At 66.1% G+C, this 17028-nt stretch carries 16 protein-coding genes; 2 read left to right on the top strand and 14 right to left on the bottom strand.

Translation table 11 applies throughout. From position 1 onward, the window contains the following. The 3 genes from RT662_RS01515 to RT662_RS01505 all read right to left on the bottom strand — a co-directional run. On the bottom strand, positions 1-1320 hold a 1320-nt coding region (locus tag RT662_RS01515), incomplete at its 3' end, for a M20/M25/M40 family metallo-hydrolase (RefSeq protein WP_313668555.1). Positions 1321-1330: 10 nt separating this feature from the next. Beyond that, complete coding sequence (locus tag RT662_RS01510; protein ID WP_313668553.1) at positions 1331-2728, bottom strand: M20/M25/M40 family metallo-hydrolase; 1398 nt, start codon at positions 2726-2728, stop codon at positions 1331-1333. Between the two features lie 8 nt (positions 2729-2736). Then, positions 2737-4140 (bottom strand): M20/M25/M40 family metallo-hydrolase, encoded by a 1404-nt coding sequence (locus RT662_RS01505; protein WP_313668552.1) that lies wholly within the window; start codon positions 4138-4140, stop codon positions 2737-2739. Positions 4141-4366: 226 nt separating this feature from the next. Between RT662_RS01505 and RT662_RS01500 the strand changes: the two genes are divergently transcribed. Both RT662_RS01500 and RT662_RS01495 read left to right on the top strand, forming a co-directional pair. Further along, positions 4367-5881: a M20/M25/M40 family metallo-hydrolase gene (locus tag RT662_RS01500; protein WP_313668550.1), complete on the top strand. Its 1515-nt coding sequence runs from the start codon at positions 4367-4369 to the stop codon at positions 5879-5881. A gap of 140 nt (positions 5882-6021) precedes the next feature. Continuing rightward, positions 6022-6612, top strand: a complete 591-nt coding sequence (locus tag RT662_RS01495; protein WP_313668549.1) for a hemerythrin domain-containing protein — start codon at positions 6022-6024, stop codon at positions 6610-6612. 61 nt (positions 6613-6673) lie between these two features. On the opposite strand, the gene RT662_RS01490 is transcribed toward RT662_RS01495, so the two are convergent. From RT662_RS01490 to RT662_RS01440, 11 genes are all read right to left on the bottom strand, one after another. Then, positions 6674-7495, bottom strand: a complete 822-nt coding sequence (locus RT662_RS01490; RefSeq protein ID WP_313668547.1) for a 2,3,4,5-tetrahydropyridine-2,6-dicarboxylate N-succinyltransferase — start codon at positions 7493-7495, stop codon at positions 6674-6676. After that, positions 7492-8163, bottom strand: a complete 672-nt coding sequence (locus RT662_RS01485; RefSeq protein WP_313668545.1) for a pyrimidine 5'-nucleotidase — start codon at positions 8161-8163, stop codon at positions 7492-7494. The genes RT662_RS01490 and RT662_RS01485 overlap by 4 nt, the downstream gene beginning before the upstream one ends. Before the next feature lie 235 nt (positions 8164-8398). Further along, positions 8399-10447 carry a patatin-like phospholipase family protein gene (locus RT662_RS01480; RefSeq protein ID WP_313668542.1) on the bottom strand — a complete coding sequence of 683 codons (2049 nt, stop codon included), beginning with the start codon at positions 10445-10447 and terminating at the stop codon, positions 8399-8401. A gap of 85 nt (positions 10448-10532) precedes the next feature. Beyond that, complete coding sequence (locus tag RT662_RS01475) at positions 10533-10949, bottom strand: 6,7-dimethyl-8-ribityllumazine synthase (RefSeq protein WP_313668559.1); 417 nt, start codon at positions 10947-10949, stop codon at positions 10533-10535. Positions 10950-10960: 11 nt separating this feature from the next. After that, positions 10961-12238 carry a 3,4-dihydroxy-2-butanone-4-phosphate synthase gene (gene ribB / locus RT662_RS01470; protein ID WP_313668540.1) on the bottom strand — a complete coding sequence of 426 codons (1278 nt, stop codon included), beginning with the start codon at positions 12236-12238 and terminating at the stop codon, positions 10961-10963. A gap of 52 nt (positions 12239-12290) precedes the next feature. After that, the gene (locus RT662_RS01465; protein ID WP_313668539.1) at positions 12291-12893 is read right to left on the bottom strand and encodes a riboflavin synthase; all 603 of its coding nucleotides are present in this window, start codon (positions 12891-12893) and stop codon (positions 12291-12293) included. A 9-nt stretch (positions 12894-12902) separates the two neighbouring features. Next, the gene (gene ribD / locus RT662_RS01460) at positions 12903-13847 is read right to left on the bottom strand and encodes a bifunctional diaminohydroxyphosphoribosylaminopyrimidine deaminase/5-amino-6-(5-phosphoribosylamino)uracil reductase RibD (protein ID WP_313668557.1); all 945 of its coding nucleotides are present in this window, start codon (positions 13845-13847) and stop codon (positions 12903-12905) included. A gap of 37 nt (positions 13848-13884) precedes the next feature. Beyond that, complete coding sequence (locus RT662_RS01455; RefSeq protein WP_313668538.1) at positions 13885-14298, bottom strand: hypothetical protein; 414 nt, start codon at positions 14296-14298, stop codon at positions 13885-13887. A gap of 44 nt (positions 14299-14342) precedes the next feature. Next, positions 14343-14870 carry a shikimate kinase gene (locus RT662_RS01450; RefSeq protein WP_313668536.1) on the bottom strand — a complete coding sequence of 176 codons (528 nt, stop codon included), beginning with the start codon at positions 14868-14870 and terminating at the stop codon, positions 14343-14345. 53 nt (positions 14871-14923) lie between these two features. After that, a complete protein-coding gene (locus tag RT662_RS01445; RefSeq protein WP_313668534.1) occupies positions 14924-15553 on the bottom strand; it encodes an energy transducer TonB in 630 nt (209 codons plus the stop codon). A gap of 138 nt (positions 15554-15691) precedes the next feature. Then, positions 15692-17008, bottom strand: a complete 1317-nt coding sequence (locus tag RT662_RS01440) for a glutamate--tRNA ligase (RefSeq protein WP_313668532.1) — start codon at positions 17006-17008, stop codon at positions 15692-15694. Positions 17009-17028 lie beyond the last annotated feature (20 nt).

Raw genomic sequence — 17028 nt, 5'->3', positions numbered from 1 at the left:
GAGGCCGTGAATGCCGTTGCCATCGGCATCGATCATCGTGCCGGGGGCGCCATACACCGGGATGCCTACGGGCGTGACGAAGATGGCATCGGTGGCGCCGGTGCTCATCATCGCCAGCATGGGCACGCCGGGGAAATGCTTCGTGGCGATGGTCTGCATGGGGCCGATGATGGCGGGGTTCATTGGGGTGGGCTTGGCCACCGGGCGGATCGGCGGTTTCAGGCTGATGCTCACCTTGGGATTGGCTATGATCTTTTCCAGATCGGCTTTCAGCGCATTGGGATCGGTGCCCGGGAACATGCGGCAGTTCACGTTTGCGCGGGCGCGCTGGGCCAGGGCATTTTCGGCGTGGCCGGCTTCCAGCAGAGTGGTGACGCAGGTGGTGCGCAGCACGCTGTGATTGGTCGGGTCCATCGAAACGATGCGATTGGCTTCCGCATCATTTGGGTTGGTGAGCAGGCGGGCCATCGCGGGGCCAACCGGATTGGGCATCACCTTCGCCAGCGTGGTGAAATAGGTGCGGGTGGTATCGGTGAACTGCACGGGGAATTCGTGCCGGTTCACGGCGACCACGGCGGCGGTGAGATCGGTGATGGCGTTATCGGGGCGCGGCACGCTGCTGTGGCCGCCGGGGTTGGTGGCTTCGATCCAGAAATTCTGCACCGTCTTTTCCCCCACCTGCACGGCCAGGCCCTGCGGCTTGCCATCGGGGCCGTTGCGGCCGCCGCCGCCTTCGTTGAGCGCGAATTCGGCCATGATCAGTTCGGGGCGGTTCTTGGCCAGCCAATCGGCACCGTTGAAGGCATAGGTAGTTTCCTCGCCGCAGGTCAGCGCCAGCTTGATGGTCCGTTTCGGCGCCTTGCCGGCCTTCATGCGGATGAGCAGATCGGCCCAGATGCTGGCCTGCGCCTTGTCGTCAAAGGTGCCGCGGCCATAGAAATAGCCGCTTTCCTCGATCAGCGTGAACGGGCTGCGCGTCCAGTCTTCCGGCTTGGCGGCGACCACGTCGAGGTGGCCGAGCAGCAGCATCGGCTTCACCTTGGGGTCGCTGCCCTTCAGATGGACGACGATGCCGCCATCCTTGGGGAATTCCGGCACGCTGAACTGGGTGATGTCGGCATCGCTATAGCCCGCCGCCTTGAAGCGCACGGCGAGCTTTTCAGCCGCCGCTGTGCAGCTGCCGGTGGTGAGGCTGGTGTCGGTTTCCACCATTTCCTTGAACAGCGCGCGGAACTGGGCCTCGCCGGGCTGCTGGCTGACATATTGAGCCTGAGCTGCGGTGCCAGCGAACAGGGCTGTAGCGAGGAAGAGCGCGCGCATCGGTTTATCCTTATTTGGCAGCGTAGGCGTTGATCAGATCGAACAGATAATCGCGCGTGGTGTAGAGATTGGTCACGCTGATCCGTTCGTTGAGGCCGTGAACATTGTTGAGCGTCTTGTCGGCCACCATGCCGGGCACGCCATAGGTGGGGATGCCGCCGGCGCTCAGGAAGCGGCCATCGGTGGCACCTGTCACCAACGTGGGCAGCACCGGCACGCCGGGGAAGTGCTTTTTCGCCAGCGCCACCGCCGGATCATAGATGGCGGGTGTCAGCGGTGGTGGTGGCGGTGTCGGGCTCACCTCGGCATCGGTGATCAGCGTCAGGCCAGGATCGGCCACAGCGGCGATGATCTGGCCGCGCACTTTCTCAAGGCTGTCTCCGGGGAACATGCGGCAGTTGATGTTGGCCGAAGCGCGCTGGGCCAGTGCGTTGTTGGCATGGCCGGCATCCAGCCGCGTTGCCACACAGGTGGTGCGCAGCATCGAATGCCAGTTCGGGTCGCGCGACACGATGGCGTTTGCCGCTGCATCACCCGGATTGGCGAGCAAGGCCCGCATCGCAGCCCCCACCTCGCCGCCCACTTGGCCGGCCATGGCGGTGAAATAGGCGCGGCTGGCATCGGTGAACTGCACCGGGAATTCTGTCGCCGCCAGCCGGTTCAGCCCGGCCGTGAGCTGATAGATGGCGTTGTCGGGCCGCGGCTGGCTGCTGTGGCCGCCGGGGTTGCGGGCTTCCAGCCGGAAATCCTGGTAGACCTTCTCGCCTGCCTGGAAGGCGAGTTTCAGCGGGTTGCCCTTGTCGTCCGAAACGCCAATGCCGCCTTCGTTCAGCGCGAATTCGGCGTCGATCCAGTCCTTGTGTTCCTTCACAAGCCATTCGGCGCCGTTGAACACGGCCGGGCTTTCCTCGCCGCAGGTCAGCGCCAGTTTCAGCGTGCGCTTCAGCGGTTTGCCGGCGGCTTTCAGGCGGATGAGCGTGTCGGTGAAGATGGCGGCCTGGGCCTTGTCGTCACTGGTGCCACGGCCATAGAACCAGCCACCTTCCTCGATCAGGGTGAACGGGTCACGCTCCCAATCGGCGCGCTTGGCTTCCACCACGTCGATATGGGCGAGCAGCAGGATCGCCTGGGCCTTGGCATCTTTGCCCGCCAGCGTTGCCACCAGCCCGCCATCCTGGGGGCGATCCTTCGGCCCGTTGAATAACCTGATATCGGCATCACCAAAGCCCGCCGCCTTCAGCCGCGTCGCCATCCGCTCGGCCGCCAGCGTACAGCTGCCGGCGGAAACCGTGGTGTTGGTCTCGATCAGCTCCTTGTAGAGCCCGCGAAACGCGGCCTGATCGGGGCGCAATTGGGCCGACGCGGCAGTGCCGGAAAGCAGGGCGGCAGCGAGGAAAAGGGTGCGCATTGCTGGCGTCACTTGGCAGCGTAGGCGTTGATCAGATCGAACAGATAATCGCGTTCCTTCATCACGCCGGCCACCGAGATGCGCTCGTTCAGTCCGTGGACGCCATTGCCATCGGGCATGCCGAAGCGGCCGGGCATGCCATAGGTCGGCATACCGGCGGCGTTCAGATAACGACCATCGGTGGCGCCGGTGGCCATGGTGGGGATCAGTGGGATGCCGGGGAAATGCTTCGTCGCCAGCGCGACGGCGGGGCCATAAACCATATCAGACAGCGGTGGCGGCGGTGCGGCCTTTTCCGGGTTTTCCGATGCGCGCGGCGTGACGCTTATGGTGGGATCGCCCAGCCGCTCGGCAATCTGCCCGCGCACCTTCTCCACGCTCTCACCGGGGAACATGCGGCAGTTCACATTGGCCTGGGCGCGCTGCGGCAGGGCGTTGCGGGCATGGCCGGCGTCCAGCATTGTCGCCACGCAGGTGGTGCGCAGGGTGGAGTGCCAGCCCGGATCTTTCGACACGATCGCTTCGGCAGCCGTGTCGGCCGGATTGGCCAGAACGGCGCGGATGGCAGCCGCCGTCGGCGCATCGCTGAGCTTGGCCATCTCGGCGAAATAGGCGCGCGTCGTGTCCGACAGGATCACCGGGAAATCATTCTTCGCCAGGTTCACCAGACCGGCGGCGAGTTCATTGATCGCATTGTCCGGGCGCGGCCGGCTGCTGTGGCCGCCGGGGTTGCGGGTTTCCAGGGTGAAATCCTGATACACCTTCTCGCCGGCCTGGAAGGCCAGGCTGATCGGCTTGCCGGTCGCATCGGCCTTGCCGCCGCCGCCCTCGTTCAAGGCAAATTCCGCATCGATCCAGTCGCGATGCTCTTCCACAAGCCACTTGGCGCTGTTGTAGGGTCCGCCTTCCTCGCCACAGGTCAGCGCCAGCTTCACGGTGCGCTTGGGCGCCTTGCCCTGCTTCAAGCGGACCATCGCATCGGTAAAGATCGCGCCGTGGGCCTTGTCGTCGCTCACGCCGCGACCATAGAAAAAGCCGCCCTCCTCGATGAAGGCGAAGGGATCGCGCTCCCAATCGGCGCGCTTGGCCTCCACCACATCAAGGTGGGACAGCAGCAATATGGCCTTGGCCTTCGGGTCACTGCCTTTCAGCGTGGCCACCATCCCGCCATCCTGCGGGCGCTCGGCCGAACCGGAGAACAGCTTGATATCGGCATCCGCATATCCCGCTGCCTTCAACCGCGCCGCCATCCGCTCGGCGGCCAGATTGCAACTGCCGGTGGATACGGTGGTGTTGGTCTCCACCAGCTCCTTGTAGAGCGCGCGAAACGCCTGCTGGTCGGCTCGCAGCGCCTGCGCGCTGGCCGGAACGGCGATGGTGGCGGCCAGAAGTGCGGCGATGAATGTGCGCATGATGTGTCCCCTTGTTATCGGTATCAAAGCGGGGCGGCTGCGCGATGGCAAGGGCGAAAGGGGATAGGAAGAGAATGGGGCCTCCGGCGGGCAGGGTCTGCGGACCTGCCCGCCGCCCCGCACCAAGTGCAGGGTGACGTGCCGTTCTTCCTCCCTCTTTGCAGCTTGACGCGCCCCAGGCGCGCGGGACAGCAAGGTAAATCAACACTCCAAGGGGGGACTCAACATGCGTCGAATGATGATTGCGCTGGCGTTGGTTACGGTGAGTGCGTCTGCCGTCATGGCGGCACCCGCTCAGACAAGCGCCACCCCGAAGCGGGCGGCGCTGGCGGCGGCGATTGCGGCGCGGCATGACACCACGGTGCAGGACCTCCGGAACTGGATCGCGCTGCCGACGATTGCGGCGATGGGCATGAACGTGAAGGAAGGTCCAGAGTATATGCGCAAGCTGGCGCTGGATGCCGGTTTCCAGCAGGCCAAGATCATTGAATCGGGCGGCGTGCCGGCGGTTTTGGCGACGCTGGATGCGGGCGCACCGGTCACCTTGGGCGTCTACATGATGTATGATGTGAAGCATTATGATCCGGCGGAGTGGCAATCGCCGCCGCTGGAGGGCCGGCTGGTTGATCGGCCGGGGGTGGGCCAGGTGATCGTGGGCCGCGGGGCGGTGAATCAGAAGGGGCCGCAGACGGCGTTCCTGGCGGCGTTGCAGGCGTTCAAGGCGACGGGGCGCAAGTTGCCGGTGAACCTGGTGCTGATTGCCGAGGGGGAGGAGGAGATTGCCTCCACGAACCTGCCCAACGTGGTGACCAATCCGGAAGTGGCGGCGGCGTTGAAGCGCACGGTGGGCGTGATCGGCGCTTCGGCGTTGCAGAACAGCCAGGGCACGGCGGGCATCAGCCTGGGTGCCAAGGGCGCGGTGGAGTTTCAGCTGATCGTGGGTGGGGAGACGAGTAATCGTTATCCCAAGTCCGATGTGCATTCGAGCGTGCATGCCCGGGTGGAAAGCCCGGCGTGGCGGCTGGTGAAGGCGCTGGATACGCTGGTGGCCGATGATGGCCACACGCCAACCATTGATGGCTGGTTCGAGAATGTGGCACCGCTGACGGCGCGGCAGAAGGAGATCGTCGCGGAAGGCCTGAAGGGTAGCTCGGATGCAGAGGCCAAGGCGGCGGTGGGTGTGGGCCGCTGGATCAATGACGAGGATCTGCAGACGAGTTCGGAACGGCTGGTGAGCCAGCCAACGGTGAACATCCAGGGCCTGGTGAGCGGTTACATGGGCCCCGGCGGCAAGACTGTGCTGCCGAGCCGGGCGGAGGCCAAGCTGGAGTTCCGGCTGGTGCCGAACATGACGCGCGCCGAAGCCGAAGCCAAGCTGAAGGCGCACCTGGCCAAGCGCGGATTCTATGATGTGAAACTGGTGGTGAGCGGCGGCTATGGCCCCAACGAAACTGACGAGAATGCCGCGCTGGTGACGGCGCAGCGCAAGACGCTGGACAAGGCGGGCATCCCCTATCGCCTGATCGTGCGCAACGCCGGCAGTTGGCCAGGTTCGGTGTTCACCGCCGCTCCGATCAGCCTGCCCACCGGCCAGTTCGGCCTGGGCCGCGGCAACGGCGCCCATGCGCCAAACGAATGGTATCTGATCAAGAGCGCCGACCCCAAGGTGGCGGGGATTGATGAGGCGTCGCTGGCGTGGGTGGACCTGCTGTATGAGGTTGCGGCGGCGGCGAAGAAGTAAGGGGGCGTCCGGGGTGGAGCGTCTGCGGCCCTCTCCGCCTGCAGGGACAGGTTGCCCGTAAAGCCGGACGAACACCGCATATTGATGGAACAACCGCGCGCGCCGCGGATTTGATGGTCATGGGAAAAGGAGATTTCACCATGACGGATACAAGCGCACGCACGATGGGACGGAAGATGACGATCGGCAACGGCGGCACATCGGCCTTGATGGCCGGGGTGGCTGGTTTCGGGCTGGGCATGATGGTTTCGGCGGGTCGCAAGGCGGCGTCGCAAGCGGCGACCTTTGCGGCAGGTGACTGGTTCGAAGGCCTGAAGGCCGAGCATCAGGCCGCGCGCAAGCTGCTGGAGCAGTTGGCGGCGACGCGGGAAGAGGACATGGCCAAGCGTGCCGCGCTGGTGCTCGAACTGCAGTACGCCATGGGCAAGCACCAGGTGCAGGAAGAGTATGTGATCTACTGCGTGGTGGCCGAACATGGCCAGAGCGATGTGGCCGAAGCGCTGAACAGCGATCATTTCGAGGTGAAGCAGGGCCTTTATGCGCTTGAAATGATCGGCAAGGCGAAGGGGCCGGGCTTCCTGGAGAAGGTCGCCGCCATTCGCACCGCCTTTGAATCGCACGTGCGCGAGGAGGAGGACGTGGTGTTCCCGACCTTGCAGGCGATGCTGACCGACGAGCAGAAGAAGGCGCTGACCAACCGCATGAACCGCGAAGGGTTCAAGGTGGCCTGAGCCGGCCTTAGCTGGCGACAATGTTGTGGGGCGGGGAGCGATCCCTGCCCCACACTCATGTTCAGTCGCGCAGCAGGTCGTTGATGCCGGTCTTGCTGCGGGTTTGCGCGTCGACGGTCTTCACTATCACGGCGCAATAGAGGTTGGGGCCCGGCGTGCCGTCGGGCAGCGGCTTGCCGGGCAGGCTGCCGGAAACGACGACGGCATAGGGCGGCACCTTGCCCATATGGATTTCGCCCGTGGCGCGATCGATGATCTTGGTGCTGGCGCCGAGGTAGACGCCCATCGAGAGGACTGCGCCTTCGCCGACGATGACGCCTTCGGCCACTTCGGCGCGGGCGCCAATGAAGGCGTTGTCGCCGATGATGACCGGGTTGGCCTGCAATGGTTCGAGCACGCCGCCGATGCCGGCGCCGCCGCTGATGTGGACGTTCTCTCCAATCTGGGCGCACGAACCGACCGTGGCCCAGGTGTCGACCATGCTGTTCTTGCCGACGCGGGCGCCGATGTTGACGAAGCTGGGCATCAGCACTGCACCCGGCGCGATATAGGCGCCGTGGCGAACGACGGCACCGGGCACGGCGCGGAAGCCGGCGGCGCGGAACTCGGCATCGCCCCAAGCGTCGAATTTCAGCGGCACCTTGTCGTAGAAGCCAGCGTGACCGAAGCCGGGCATCACCACATTGTCGTGCAGGCGGAACGACAGCAGCACGGCCTTCTTCAACCACTGGTGGGTTGTGCCGTCCGGCTCCGCCACGCGCAATTCGCCGGCATCGAGTGCCGAGAGGGCGGCGTTGACGGCGGTGCGTAGCTCACCGTGGGTGGCGCTGGTGGCGCTGGTGCGCTCTTCCCAGCCGGCGTTGATGATGGCTTCGATGTTCATGCGGTTTCCACCTGTTCCAGCACCTCGGCCAGGAAAGCGGCGAGGTCGTTGATGATGAAGTCGATGTGTTCGCGGTCGCTGCCCGGCCCTTGTTCGGAACCGTTATCGATCCAGACCGTGGTCATGCCGATGGCCTTGGCGGGTGTGAGGTTGCGCGCCATGTCTTCCACGAACATCGCCCGTTTCGGGCTGATGCCATGGGCGGCGCACATGTGGGTGTAGGCCGGCGGTTGCGGTTTTGGCACATAATCCAGCGCGTGGATGTCGTGCATGCCGTCGAACGCGTGAGTGAGGCCAAGGCGTTCCAGCACGCGTTCCGCATAGGGCGCATCGGCATTGGTGAAGATATACTTGCGCCCCGGCAGGCGGGCGATGAGATCGCCCAGTTCCGGGTGCGGGCGCAGCACGTCGATATCGACGTCGTGGACATTGGCCAGGAAATCGTGCGGATCGACATTGTGCAGCGCCATCAGGCCGGGCAGCGTCATGCCGTGGCTGTGGAACAGTTCCTTCTGGATGCGGTGGGCTTCGATTGGATCAACGTTCAGCAGGCGCTGGATATAGAGGCCCATGCGCTGATCGATCTGCGGAAACAACGACGAGTGCGCCGGGTACAGCGTGTTGTCGAGATCGAAGATCCAGTGATCGATATGGGACAGCGCGGCCATGGCGGCTGGCCATAAGCGCAAAGGGCGGCGCTGTCATCGTGGCAATTTGGGCGATTGCCGTGCCGGCTATGGGCGGGCGGCAGTGGGCGTGGGTGCCGACCAAGCGGGTCGGATCGCTGGAACGGCACCCATGCCAACCTGAACGGAGGAACAGGCTTAAGCCGCTATGGACCCTCCCCCTTCATTGTGCACTGCGGCATGAACGCCGCGCTTCAGTGTGTCGCGGTGCGCTGGGCTAGGGGCGCTGGGTGGCGCGAGGATCGTTGGTTGAAGGGCGCATGCGCAGCACCGACATTGGCCGCCGCACCCGATCGAGTGGATCGGGATCGGGCACCGGCAGCGACCCCATGGCATCAAGGTGCAGCGCCACGCCGGCAAAATGGCTACCTGGCGTCAGCAGATCGCGGGTGAGCGGGTTGCTGATCTGCACGCCGGCTGGCGGCTGCGGCTGCCAACTGTCGTGGAAGCGGCTGGCCAGCAGATCCTGCGCTGCGATGAAGCCGTTCAGCCGCACCTGGCGATGGTTGGTCCAATCGAGCTGGAAGCGCGGCGGGCCATCCTGATCGAGCGGATCGCTGGGCTGGTGCGGATCGAAACGGCTGGCCAGCACGGTGCCGGCCATGCTGCCCTTGTTGTCGATGCTGGCGATGGTGGCGGCGTCCATGGCGAGGTTGAAGCCGCCTTCGGCCCCGGTCAGGCGGATGTGGATGACGCGGTCGCGCGTGCCGGTCTGATCGAAATGGCTGACATCGGCCCAGGTGCGGGCGGTTTCCACCACGCGCATCGCCAGCCCGGCCAGTTGCGCCACCGCATTGCCGCTGGCCGGCGCCTTGTAGAAGCGCACGCGATCGCTGTTGGCAAAGGGCATGATCAGATCGATCAGCCCGGCTTCGGCCATGCGCTCATCGGTGCCGCCCAGCGTGCGGACATTGCCCGGCCTGGCGCGGCTGCGTTCGGCATCGCGGTCGCGATATTCCTCGATCGACAGATCATCGCCGGGATAGAGCAGGTTCAAGGCGAAGGTTGGCCGGCTGGGCACCGCGCCATCAAACAGGTGGATGGGGAAATTCGACGTGATGCCGCCATCCGACAGATAGAGCGGCGACAGGATCGGCCGACGTTCATCCGGCACTTCGGGTTTGCCGACCCAGCGCAGCAGCCACAGCGGCAGCGGCGTGAACAGGCCGGGGAAGGCCATTGAGGCGCGGGCGCCGACGATGATCGGCAGATCCTTGCCCTTGGGCAGCAGGCGCAGATGCTGGCCGAGATCGCCGAGTGGCGCTGCGGCGGCGCGCACTTCCTCGGCGGTATAGCCGAGGCCGCTGGGCATGGCAGCGTCGCAGATCGGCCAGGCACACGGCTCCATCGCCGTCAGCACGTCGGCGGGGAACAGCCGGGCCCAGTCGCGTGGATCATAGAACAGCCGGTGATTTTCAGGCAGGAAGGGAAAACTCACCGATTGCAGGCGGTTGAGATCGGTGCACACCAGCACCAGATCGATACCGCGCGCTGACCGGGCGCTGACCTCGGCATCGCTGTCCACCGTCCACAGATCGCCAAAGGTCAGCACGTCGGCCGCCTTGCCGCCGGCGCGCCCGGCCAGCGATTGCACGGTTTCGTGCAGCCACTGCGTCAGGCCCGGCACCGGCTTGCCATCAAGGCGGGCACCGCTCGCGGCCATGCCGGTCATCAGGCCCATGCCGTTGTCGACGATCGCAGCGGCCAGCCGCTCAAGCTGGCGGCGGGCAAATCCGCCAATGCTGACCAGCACCAGCAGGGCCGTGCTGGCCAGCCCGATCAGCGCGGCGGCGGCCGGCGACCAGTGCAGCGGCCCGCCCGCAAAGGCCAGCGCCACGATCACACCGGGCAGCAGCACCAGTGCCAGCCAGCCCGCCACCGCCGGGCCGAACAGGGCGAGCAGCGCGCCAAGTCGCCCGTCTGGCCCCGGCAGCGCCAGGTGCAGGATGGCTGAGGTGGCAGGATCGGGCTGAAACAGCGCCTGCAGGAAACTGCGCCCATTCGACGTTTGCTGCGCCGTCTGCCGGCTTAGCCACATCATCTGTTCGCGGGCTTGGGCATTGCGGCCACTGCGCAGGCCATATTCCATCGCCGCGGCGGCCGCGGCGGCAATCGCGCCGGCCGATGTGCCGCCGATGCTGCGCAGGCGATAACGATGGGCGATGGCGCCGATGGCACCGGGATAGACGATGCCGCTCGTCACCCCGCCCTTCATGATCAGGTCGCAATCAAGGTTGCGGCCCGTGTTGTCTTGGGCATTGGTCATGACGTCACATCCCCCCGGAAGCAGCGGCTGACCCTTGCATCAGTGTGCCATCAGCCGCTCTGGTGCGCCATGGGGAAAGCCGCGTTCAGGCAAAGCGTTGTTTGAGCGCCACCATGGCCAGTGCAGCAGCGGCGGCTTCGCCGCCCTTGTTCTTCTGGGTCTTGTCGGCCCGGGCGATGGCCTGTGCTTCGTTTTCGACCGTCAGGATGCCGTTGCCGATGGCCAGGCCATCGAGCGTGAGCGCCATGATGGCCCGCGCGCTTTCACCGGCGACGACTTCGAAATGATAAGTCTCGCCGCGGATCACGCAGCCGAGCGCGACATAGCCATCATATTCGCCGCTGGCATCGGCAAAGGCGATGGCCGCCGGCACTTCCAGCGCGCCGGGCACGGTGATCACCTCGTACGTGGCGCCGGCGGCCTTCAGGGCGGTGGTCACGCCATCGCGCTGCATGTCGGCGATGTGGGTGTAGAACGGGGCTTCGACGATCAGGATGTGCATGTCGGCGGCTCTCACGAACGGGGGGGAATGGCGCGTTCGCCGACAACGTGCAGGCCATAGCCTTCGATGCCAACGATGTTGCGGTGCTGGTTGGTGAGCAGGATCATGTCGGTGACACCAAGGTCAACCAGGATCTGCGCGCCGATGCCGTAATCGCGCAGCACGATGGATTCGCCTTGGCCCTTGGCGCGCATTTGTTCGGAAATGGCGGTGGGACTGCCGTCACGGATGATGACGATGACGCCGGCGCCTTCCTCGCCGATGGCGTCCATGGCCCGGCCGAGCTGCCCGGCGCGCTCACCCTTTTCGGCAAACATGTCGGTGAACATGGATTGGGTGTGGACGCGGACGAGCGTGGGCTTGCCGGGTTCAATGCGGCCCTTCTGCAGGACCATATGCTCGCCATATTCGGCGGTGTTGGCATAGGTTTTCGCCAGCCACTCGCCGCCGTGCCAGCTTTCCAGTTTCGTTTCGGCGACGCATTTCACCAGCCGGTCGTGGGCGTGGCGATAGGCGATCAGATCGCGGATGGTGCCGATCTTCAGGCCGTGGCGGCGGGCGAACGGGATCAGATCGGGCAGGCGCGCCATGGTGCCATCGTCGTTCATGATTTCGCAGATCACGCCGCTGGGGCTGAGGCCGGCGAGGCGCGAGATGTCCACGCTGGCTTCGGTATGGCCGGCGCGCACCAGCACACCGCCATCGCGGGCGACGAGCGGAAACACATGGCCGGGCGAAACGATATGTTCCGGGCCCTTGGCGGCATCGATGGCCACCGCGATGGTGCGGGCGCGATCAGCCGCCGAAATGCCGGTGGTGACGCCTTCCTTGGCCTCGATCGAAACGGTGAAGGCAGTGCTGTGGCGGGTGCCGTTGTGCTGCGCCATCAGCGGCAGGCCGAGTGCTTTCACGCGTTCCGACGCCAGGGCGAGGCAGATCAGGCCGCGGCCGAACTTGGCCATGAAGTTGATGGCATCGGGCGTCGCCATCTGGCCGGGGATGATCAGGTCGCCTTCGTTCTCGCGGTCTTCATCGTCGACCAGGATATACATCCGGCCGTTGCGGGCCTCGTTGATGATATCCTCGATGGGGGACAGCGCCGGGCCGCTGCTGCGATCGGCCAGCCAGTTTTCGAGCTTGCGCAGCGTATCGGTGGTCGGATTCCAATCGGCTTCGTCGAGCGCGCGGAGGCTGTTGGCGTGCAGGCCGGCGGCGCGGGCCATGCCGGCTTTTGATTCCTCGCCGCTGGCAACAAGGTCACGCAACCGGGCAATCAGGGACTCGCTCATCTTGGCCTCACATCGAAATGTGAATCCGGGATGCGTCTATCACATCTCGATGTCAAGACTTGAGCTGGTTCATCCGAAACAGATAGCGCGCCAGCACGTCGATCTCGATATTCACCTCGTCGCCGGCCTGTGCGGTGCCGAAGGTGGTCCATTCGGCGGTGTGCGGGATGATGTTCACCGTGAACCAGTGGCCGAGATCATCATCGCTGACTTCGTTCACCGTCAGCGACGCGCCATTCAGGCAGATGCTGCCCTTGGGCGCCACATAGGGCGCGACGCTGGCCGGCATCTGGAAGGTGAAGCGCTTCGAGTCGCCTTCGGCTTCGATGCTGGTGATGCAGCCGACGGCATCGACGTGCCCGGTGACGATATGGCCGCCGAGTTCATCGCCCACCTTGAGTGCGCGCTCAAGGTTAAGCCGTGCGCCTTGGCTCCACATACCGCTGGCGGTGCAGCGCAGGGTTTCTGCGGAAACATCGAATGCGAGGCTGTTGGTGGCTTTGCTCACCACGGTGAGGCAGACGCCGCTGTTGGCAACGGAGGCGCCGATGGCGATGCCGGCGGTGTCGTATCCCGTCTGCACCGTCACGCGCAGATCGCCGCGCTCCTCCACCTGGGTGATGGTGCCGATGTCGGTGATGATGCCGGTGAACATGGGGCAGCCCTAACGTGTCCGGATGAAGCGTTCAATGCGGTCGGCGCCGAGCGTGACAATCGGTTCGGCCCGCCAGCGGTCGTGTGCCTGCGCCAGATCAGCCAGGCCGATGTCGCCCAGCGTGCGCCCTGCCCCGATCAGGATTGGCGCCCGCATCAGGATAAGCGCATCCACCAGATCAGCGGCCAGCAGGCTGGCCGCCAGCCCCATGCCGCCTTCGACCAGCACACACAGCGCCGGATCGGCGGTGAGTGCGGCCAGATCGGGGAAATGCGTGACATGGCCCGGTAGGCCGTCTCCGCGCCCGACCATGCCGATGCGGGGGCTGCGGGCTTCCAGGCCGGGCAGGCGCACGTCCAGCGTGGGACCGTCCGCATCCCAGGTGCCGCGACCAACCACGATCAGATCGGCGCGGGCGCGTTCCAGATGCGCGTCGGCGCGGGCGCGCTCTCCGGTGATCCATTGGCTGCGGCCGTCGGCCATGGCGATGGCGCCGTCGATCGACACCGCCAGCTTCAGCGTGATGTGCGGCCGGCCCAGTTTGAGGCGCGTCAGGAAGCCGGCCAATTGCTGTTCGGCCTCGGCGTCGCGCACGCCTGTCGTCACCGCGATGCCGGCCGCGCGCAAACGTGCCACCCCATCGCCATCGGTGCGCGGATCGGGATCATGCGCGGCGATCACCACCCGCGCCACGCCGGCGGCAATTAGGCTGTCGGCACAGCTGGGCCCGCGAGGGCTCACATGGGCGCAGGGTTCCAGCGTCACATAGGCTGTGGCACCGTTCGCTGCGTCGCCAGCCTGCGCCAGCGCGACCGCTTCGGCATGCGGGCGGCCGCCCGGCTGTGTCCAGCCGCGCCCAGCCACGCGGCCATCTTTCGCGATCACACAGCCGACTGATGGGTTGGGGAAGGTCTTGCCAATGCCGCGGCTGGCCAGCGCCAGCGCCGCGCCCATGAACCGCCAGTCGTCGGTGGCGCTCACGAGCCAGAGATCATTCGATTGGCGGCTCGGCCGGGGCCGGCACGCGCACGATGGCCTGCACGGATGGCTCTGCGGCGACATAGGGCAGATCCCGCTTGAAGCCGCCGCCCTTCACATAGTCATCATATTGTTTCTGCGCGTCGATCTTCGCCTGGCCAGACAGCCCGGCAATGGCAGCGCGGGCTTCAGCCAGCCGGGCTTCCTGCGCGGCCTTTGTCGCCTTCACATCGGCGATGGCATCATCCCGGCTGCGATCCGCCTTCCAACTTTGCGCATAGATGATCACCGAATCGGGCTTCATGTAGCCCCAGCGCGATTCGAGCAGGAACATCGTCATCAGGATCGTCGTGGCCAGCACGGAGCCGGCAGCGATCCAGTAACGCTTGCGGCGCTGGGTGGCATCAGGGGGGTCAAGAAAGGCCATGCTGGCCAAGATAGGGGCGCGGCGCGCGCTTGGCCAGAGGGGCGTCAATCCGTCAGCAGGGCGATGATGCGGGCGGCGGCGTCGGCGGGCGCGGTGGTGGCGGTGTTGATGCTCAGCGCCGAGGGTGGCATGGCGGCTTCGCAGCCGGCGAAATCGGCGTGCAACTGCTCCAGCAGGGCGATATCCCGCAGTTTGCCGAAGCGGCCGCGATCATTGTTGGCGATGCGGGCGCGCTGGCCGGCCAGATCGAGCCGCAGTTGCACGAAGATGGTCTCGCCGCCGCCAGCCGCCACGATGCCGGCCACCTGTTCGGCAAAGCCCGGTGACACGCTGGATTCGGGCTGGAAGGTGAAGATCAGCGAGCGGTCTTCCGCCACCGCGGCGCGGGTCACTTCGAGCCAGAAGCGTTCGCGCAAGGTCACGAACCCCGGCGATCCGAACGGAAACACGGCGGCCACCGCATCGACCACCAGATGATTGTGGAACAGCGGCAAGCCAGTGGCATCAGCGACGGCACGGGCGATGGTATATTTGCCGGCGGCCGGCGGGCCGTGGAGGAACAGCAGCTTCATGGCCGAAGATTGGCACAGGGGCGGCCATGGTCAATGGCCGCCCCCCTTCGGGTTCAACCCGCTTCGGACAGGTTGAAGCGGATGGTGAAACGCCGGCTGGCGGCCACCGGCTTGCCGTTCTCAAGCGCGGCTTCGAAGCGCCAGCGCTTCAGCGCAAAGGCGATGGCGGCCGCGTCCAGCCGGGCGTAGCCGGAGGAGCGCAGCAGGTTCACGCCGGTCACCTGGCCGTGGTCGTCGATGCTCACCATCAGTTCCACACTGCCTTCTTCCCCCAGTGCCCGCGAGGCAGATGGATAGGGCGGCTGCATCGCGGTTGCGGCGATCAGCCGGGCGCCGCGGCTTGGGCCGCTGGCGACGGGTGGCGGCAGCGGCGGCTGGCCGATGCCCGTGTCGCCGCTGTTGGTGCCGCCGGTCGCCCGGTCAACCGGCGGTGTCACCACCGGTTCAGGCCGGGTTTCGTCCCAGACCGGCTGGGCGATGTCGATGGTGACGGGCAGGTCGCTGGTGCGCGGCGCAGCCAGTTCGGGGCGATCAACGGGAACGGGAATTGGAACGGCGATGATCGGCTTTGGCTGCGGCTTCGGCCGTGTCACCTGCCAGCCGGCCAGCAACAGGACGGCGATGCCGACATGCACGGCGGCGGTGGCGACGAAACCGGATGCGCGGGTCGTGAGTCTGTCCATGTGCAGTCCTCCCAAGAAGAGGGGACGGGGGCCGCCCCCTTCAGGCACTGCGCCAGCGTTCCGCCATGTCTGCGGTGCCGTTACAGTATAACATAGACTGTTATAATCGATAGGAGAATCTTTGGCCCTGCCGGGCTCTCAGCCGCCCAGTCGCCGCAGGGCCTCCTCGCGTCCGATCAGCGGCAGCAAGGCCGCCATTTCCGGCCCGTGCGGCTGGCCGGTCAGCGCCAGACGCAGCGGCAGGAACAGCGGCTTGCCTTTGCGGCCCGTGCTGGCCTTCAGTGCCTCGATCAGCCGGTTCCAGATATCGTCGCCCCATGCCAGTTCGGCCAGGGTGGCGGCAGCCGCAGCGAGATACGCGGGCTCGTCGGCTTCGGCGCTGATCGGCCCTGCAATGATGGCGTGCCAGGCTTCGGCTTCATCCAGGCGGGTGAGGTTGGGCCGGATCGCCAGCCATTCACGTTCGCCAATGCTGGCCGGCAGGCGATCGGCAATATCGGCGTGGCGCATGTGGTGCAGGCAGCGGGCCGACAGGCTGGTGAGGTCCGCTGGGTCAAAGCGGGCTGGCGCGCGGCCGAAGTGGCTGAGCGCAAAGCCGGGCAGCAGATCGGCCAGGCGGGCCATCGGCTCCACCGGCTGCGAAGTGCCCAGCCGGGCGAGCAGCGCGGCAACGGCCACCGGCTCGATGCCCTGCTCGCGCCACGCATCGACCCCTTCGGAACCCAGCCGCTTCGACAGCGCCGCATCCTTGCCGGTGAACAGCGCCATATGGGCGAGACGCGGCGGCGCGGCACCCAGCGCGGCAAACATCTGCAGTTGCACGGCGCTGTTGGTGACATGGTCTTCGCCGCGCGCGATGTCGGTGATGCCCAGATCGATATCGTCCACCACCGAGGGCAGCATGTAGAGCCACGAGCCATCGGCGCGGCGCACCACCGGATCGGCCAGCGCGGCGGCGGGGAAATGGCAGTGGCCGCGCACACCGTCCTGCCATTCGACATCGGCGGTTTCGTCCATCTTGAAGCGCCAGTGCGGCCGGCGGCCCTCGGCTTCCAGCTTGGCCTTGTCGGCATCGCTCAGCGCCAGTGCGGCGCGGTCGTAAATGGGCGGCAGCCCGCGCGACAGGGCAACGCGGCGCTTCAGCTCCAGCTCTTCGGCGGTTTCATAGCAGGGGTAGGCGCGGCCCTGCGCGGCGAGGCGGGCCAGTGCGTCTTCGTAACGGTCGAACCGGTCAGACTGTTTGACCTCCAGATCGGGGGTCAGGCCCAGCCAGGCGAGATCGTCGCGGATGGATTGCGCGGATTCCGCAGTGGAGCGCGCCAGATCGGTATCGTCCAGCCGCAGCACCATGCGGCCACCGGCCGAATGGGCGAGCAGCCAGTTGACCAGCGCGGTGCGGATATTGCCGGCGTGGAGGCGGCCAGTGGGCGAGGGAGCGAAGCGGGTGACGATCATGGACCTGCCCTTAGGGCAAG

Source organism: Sandarakinorhabdus sp. (assembly GCF_032115815.1).
In the GTDB taxonomy this organism is placed as follows: Bacteria; Pseudomonadota; Alphaproteobacteria; order Sphingomonadales; family Sphingomonadaceae; genus Sandarakinorhabdus.
The sequence above is the reverse complement of the archived record's forward strand: the minus strand, read 5'-3'. Positions and strand labels throughout refer to the sequence as shown.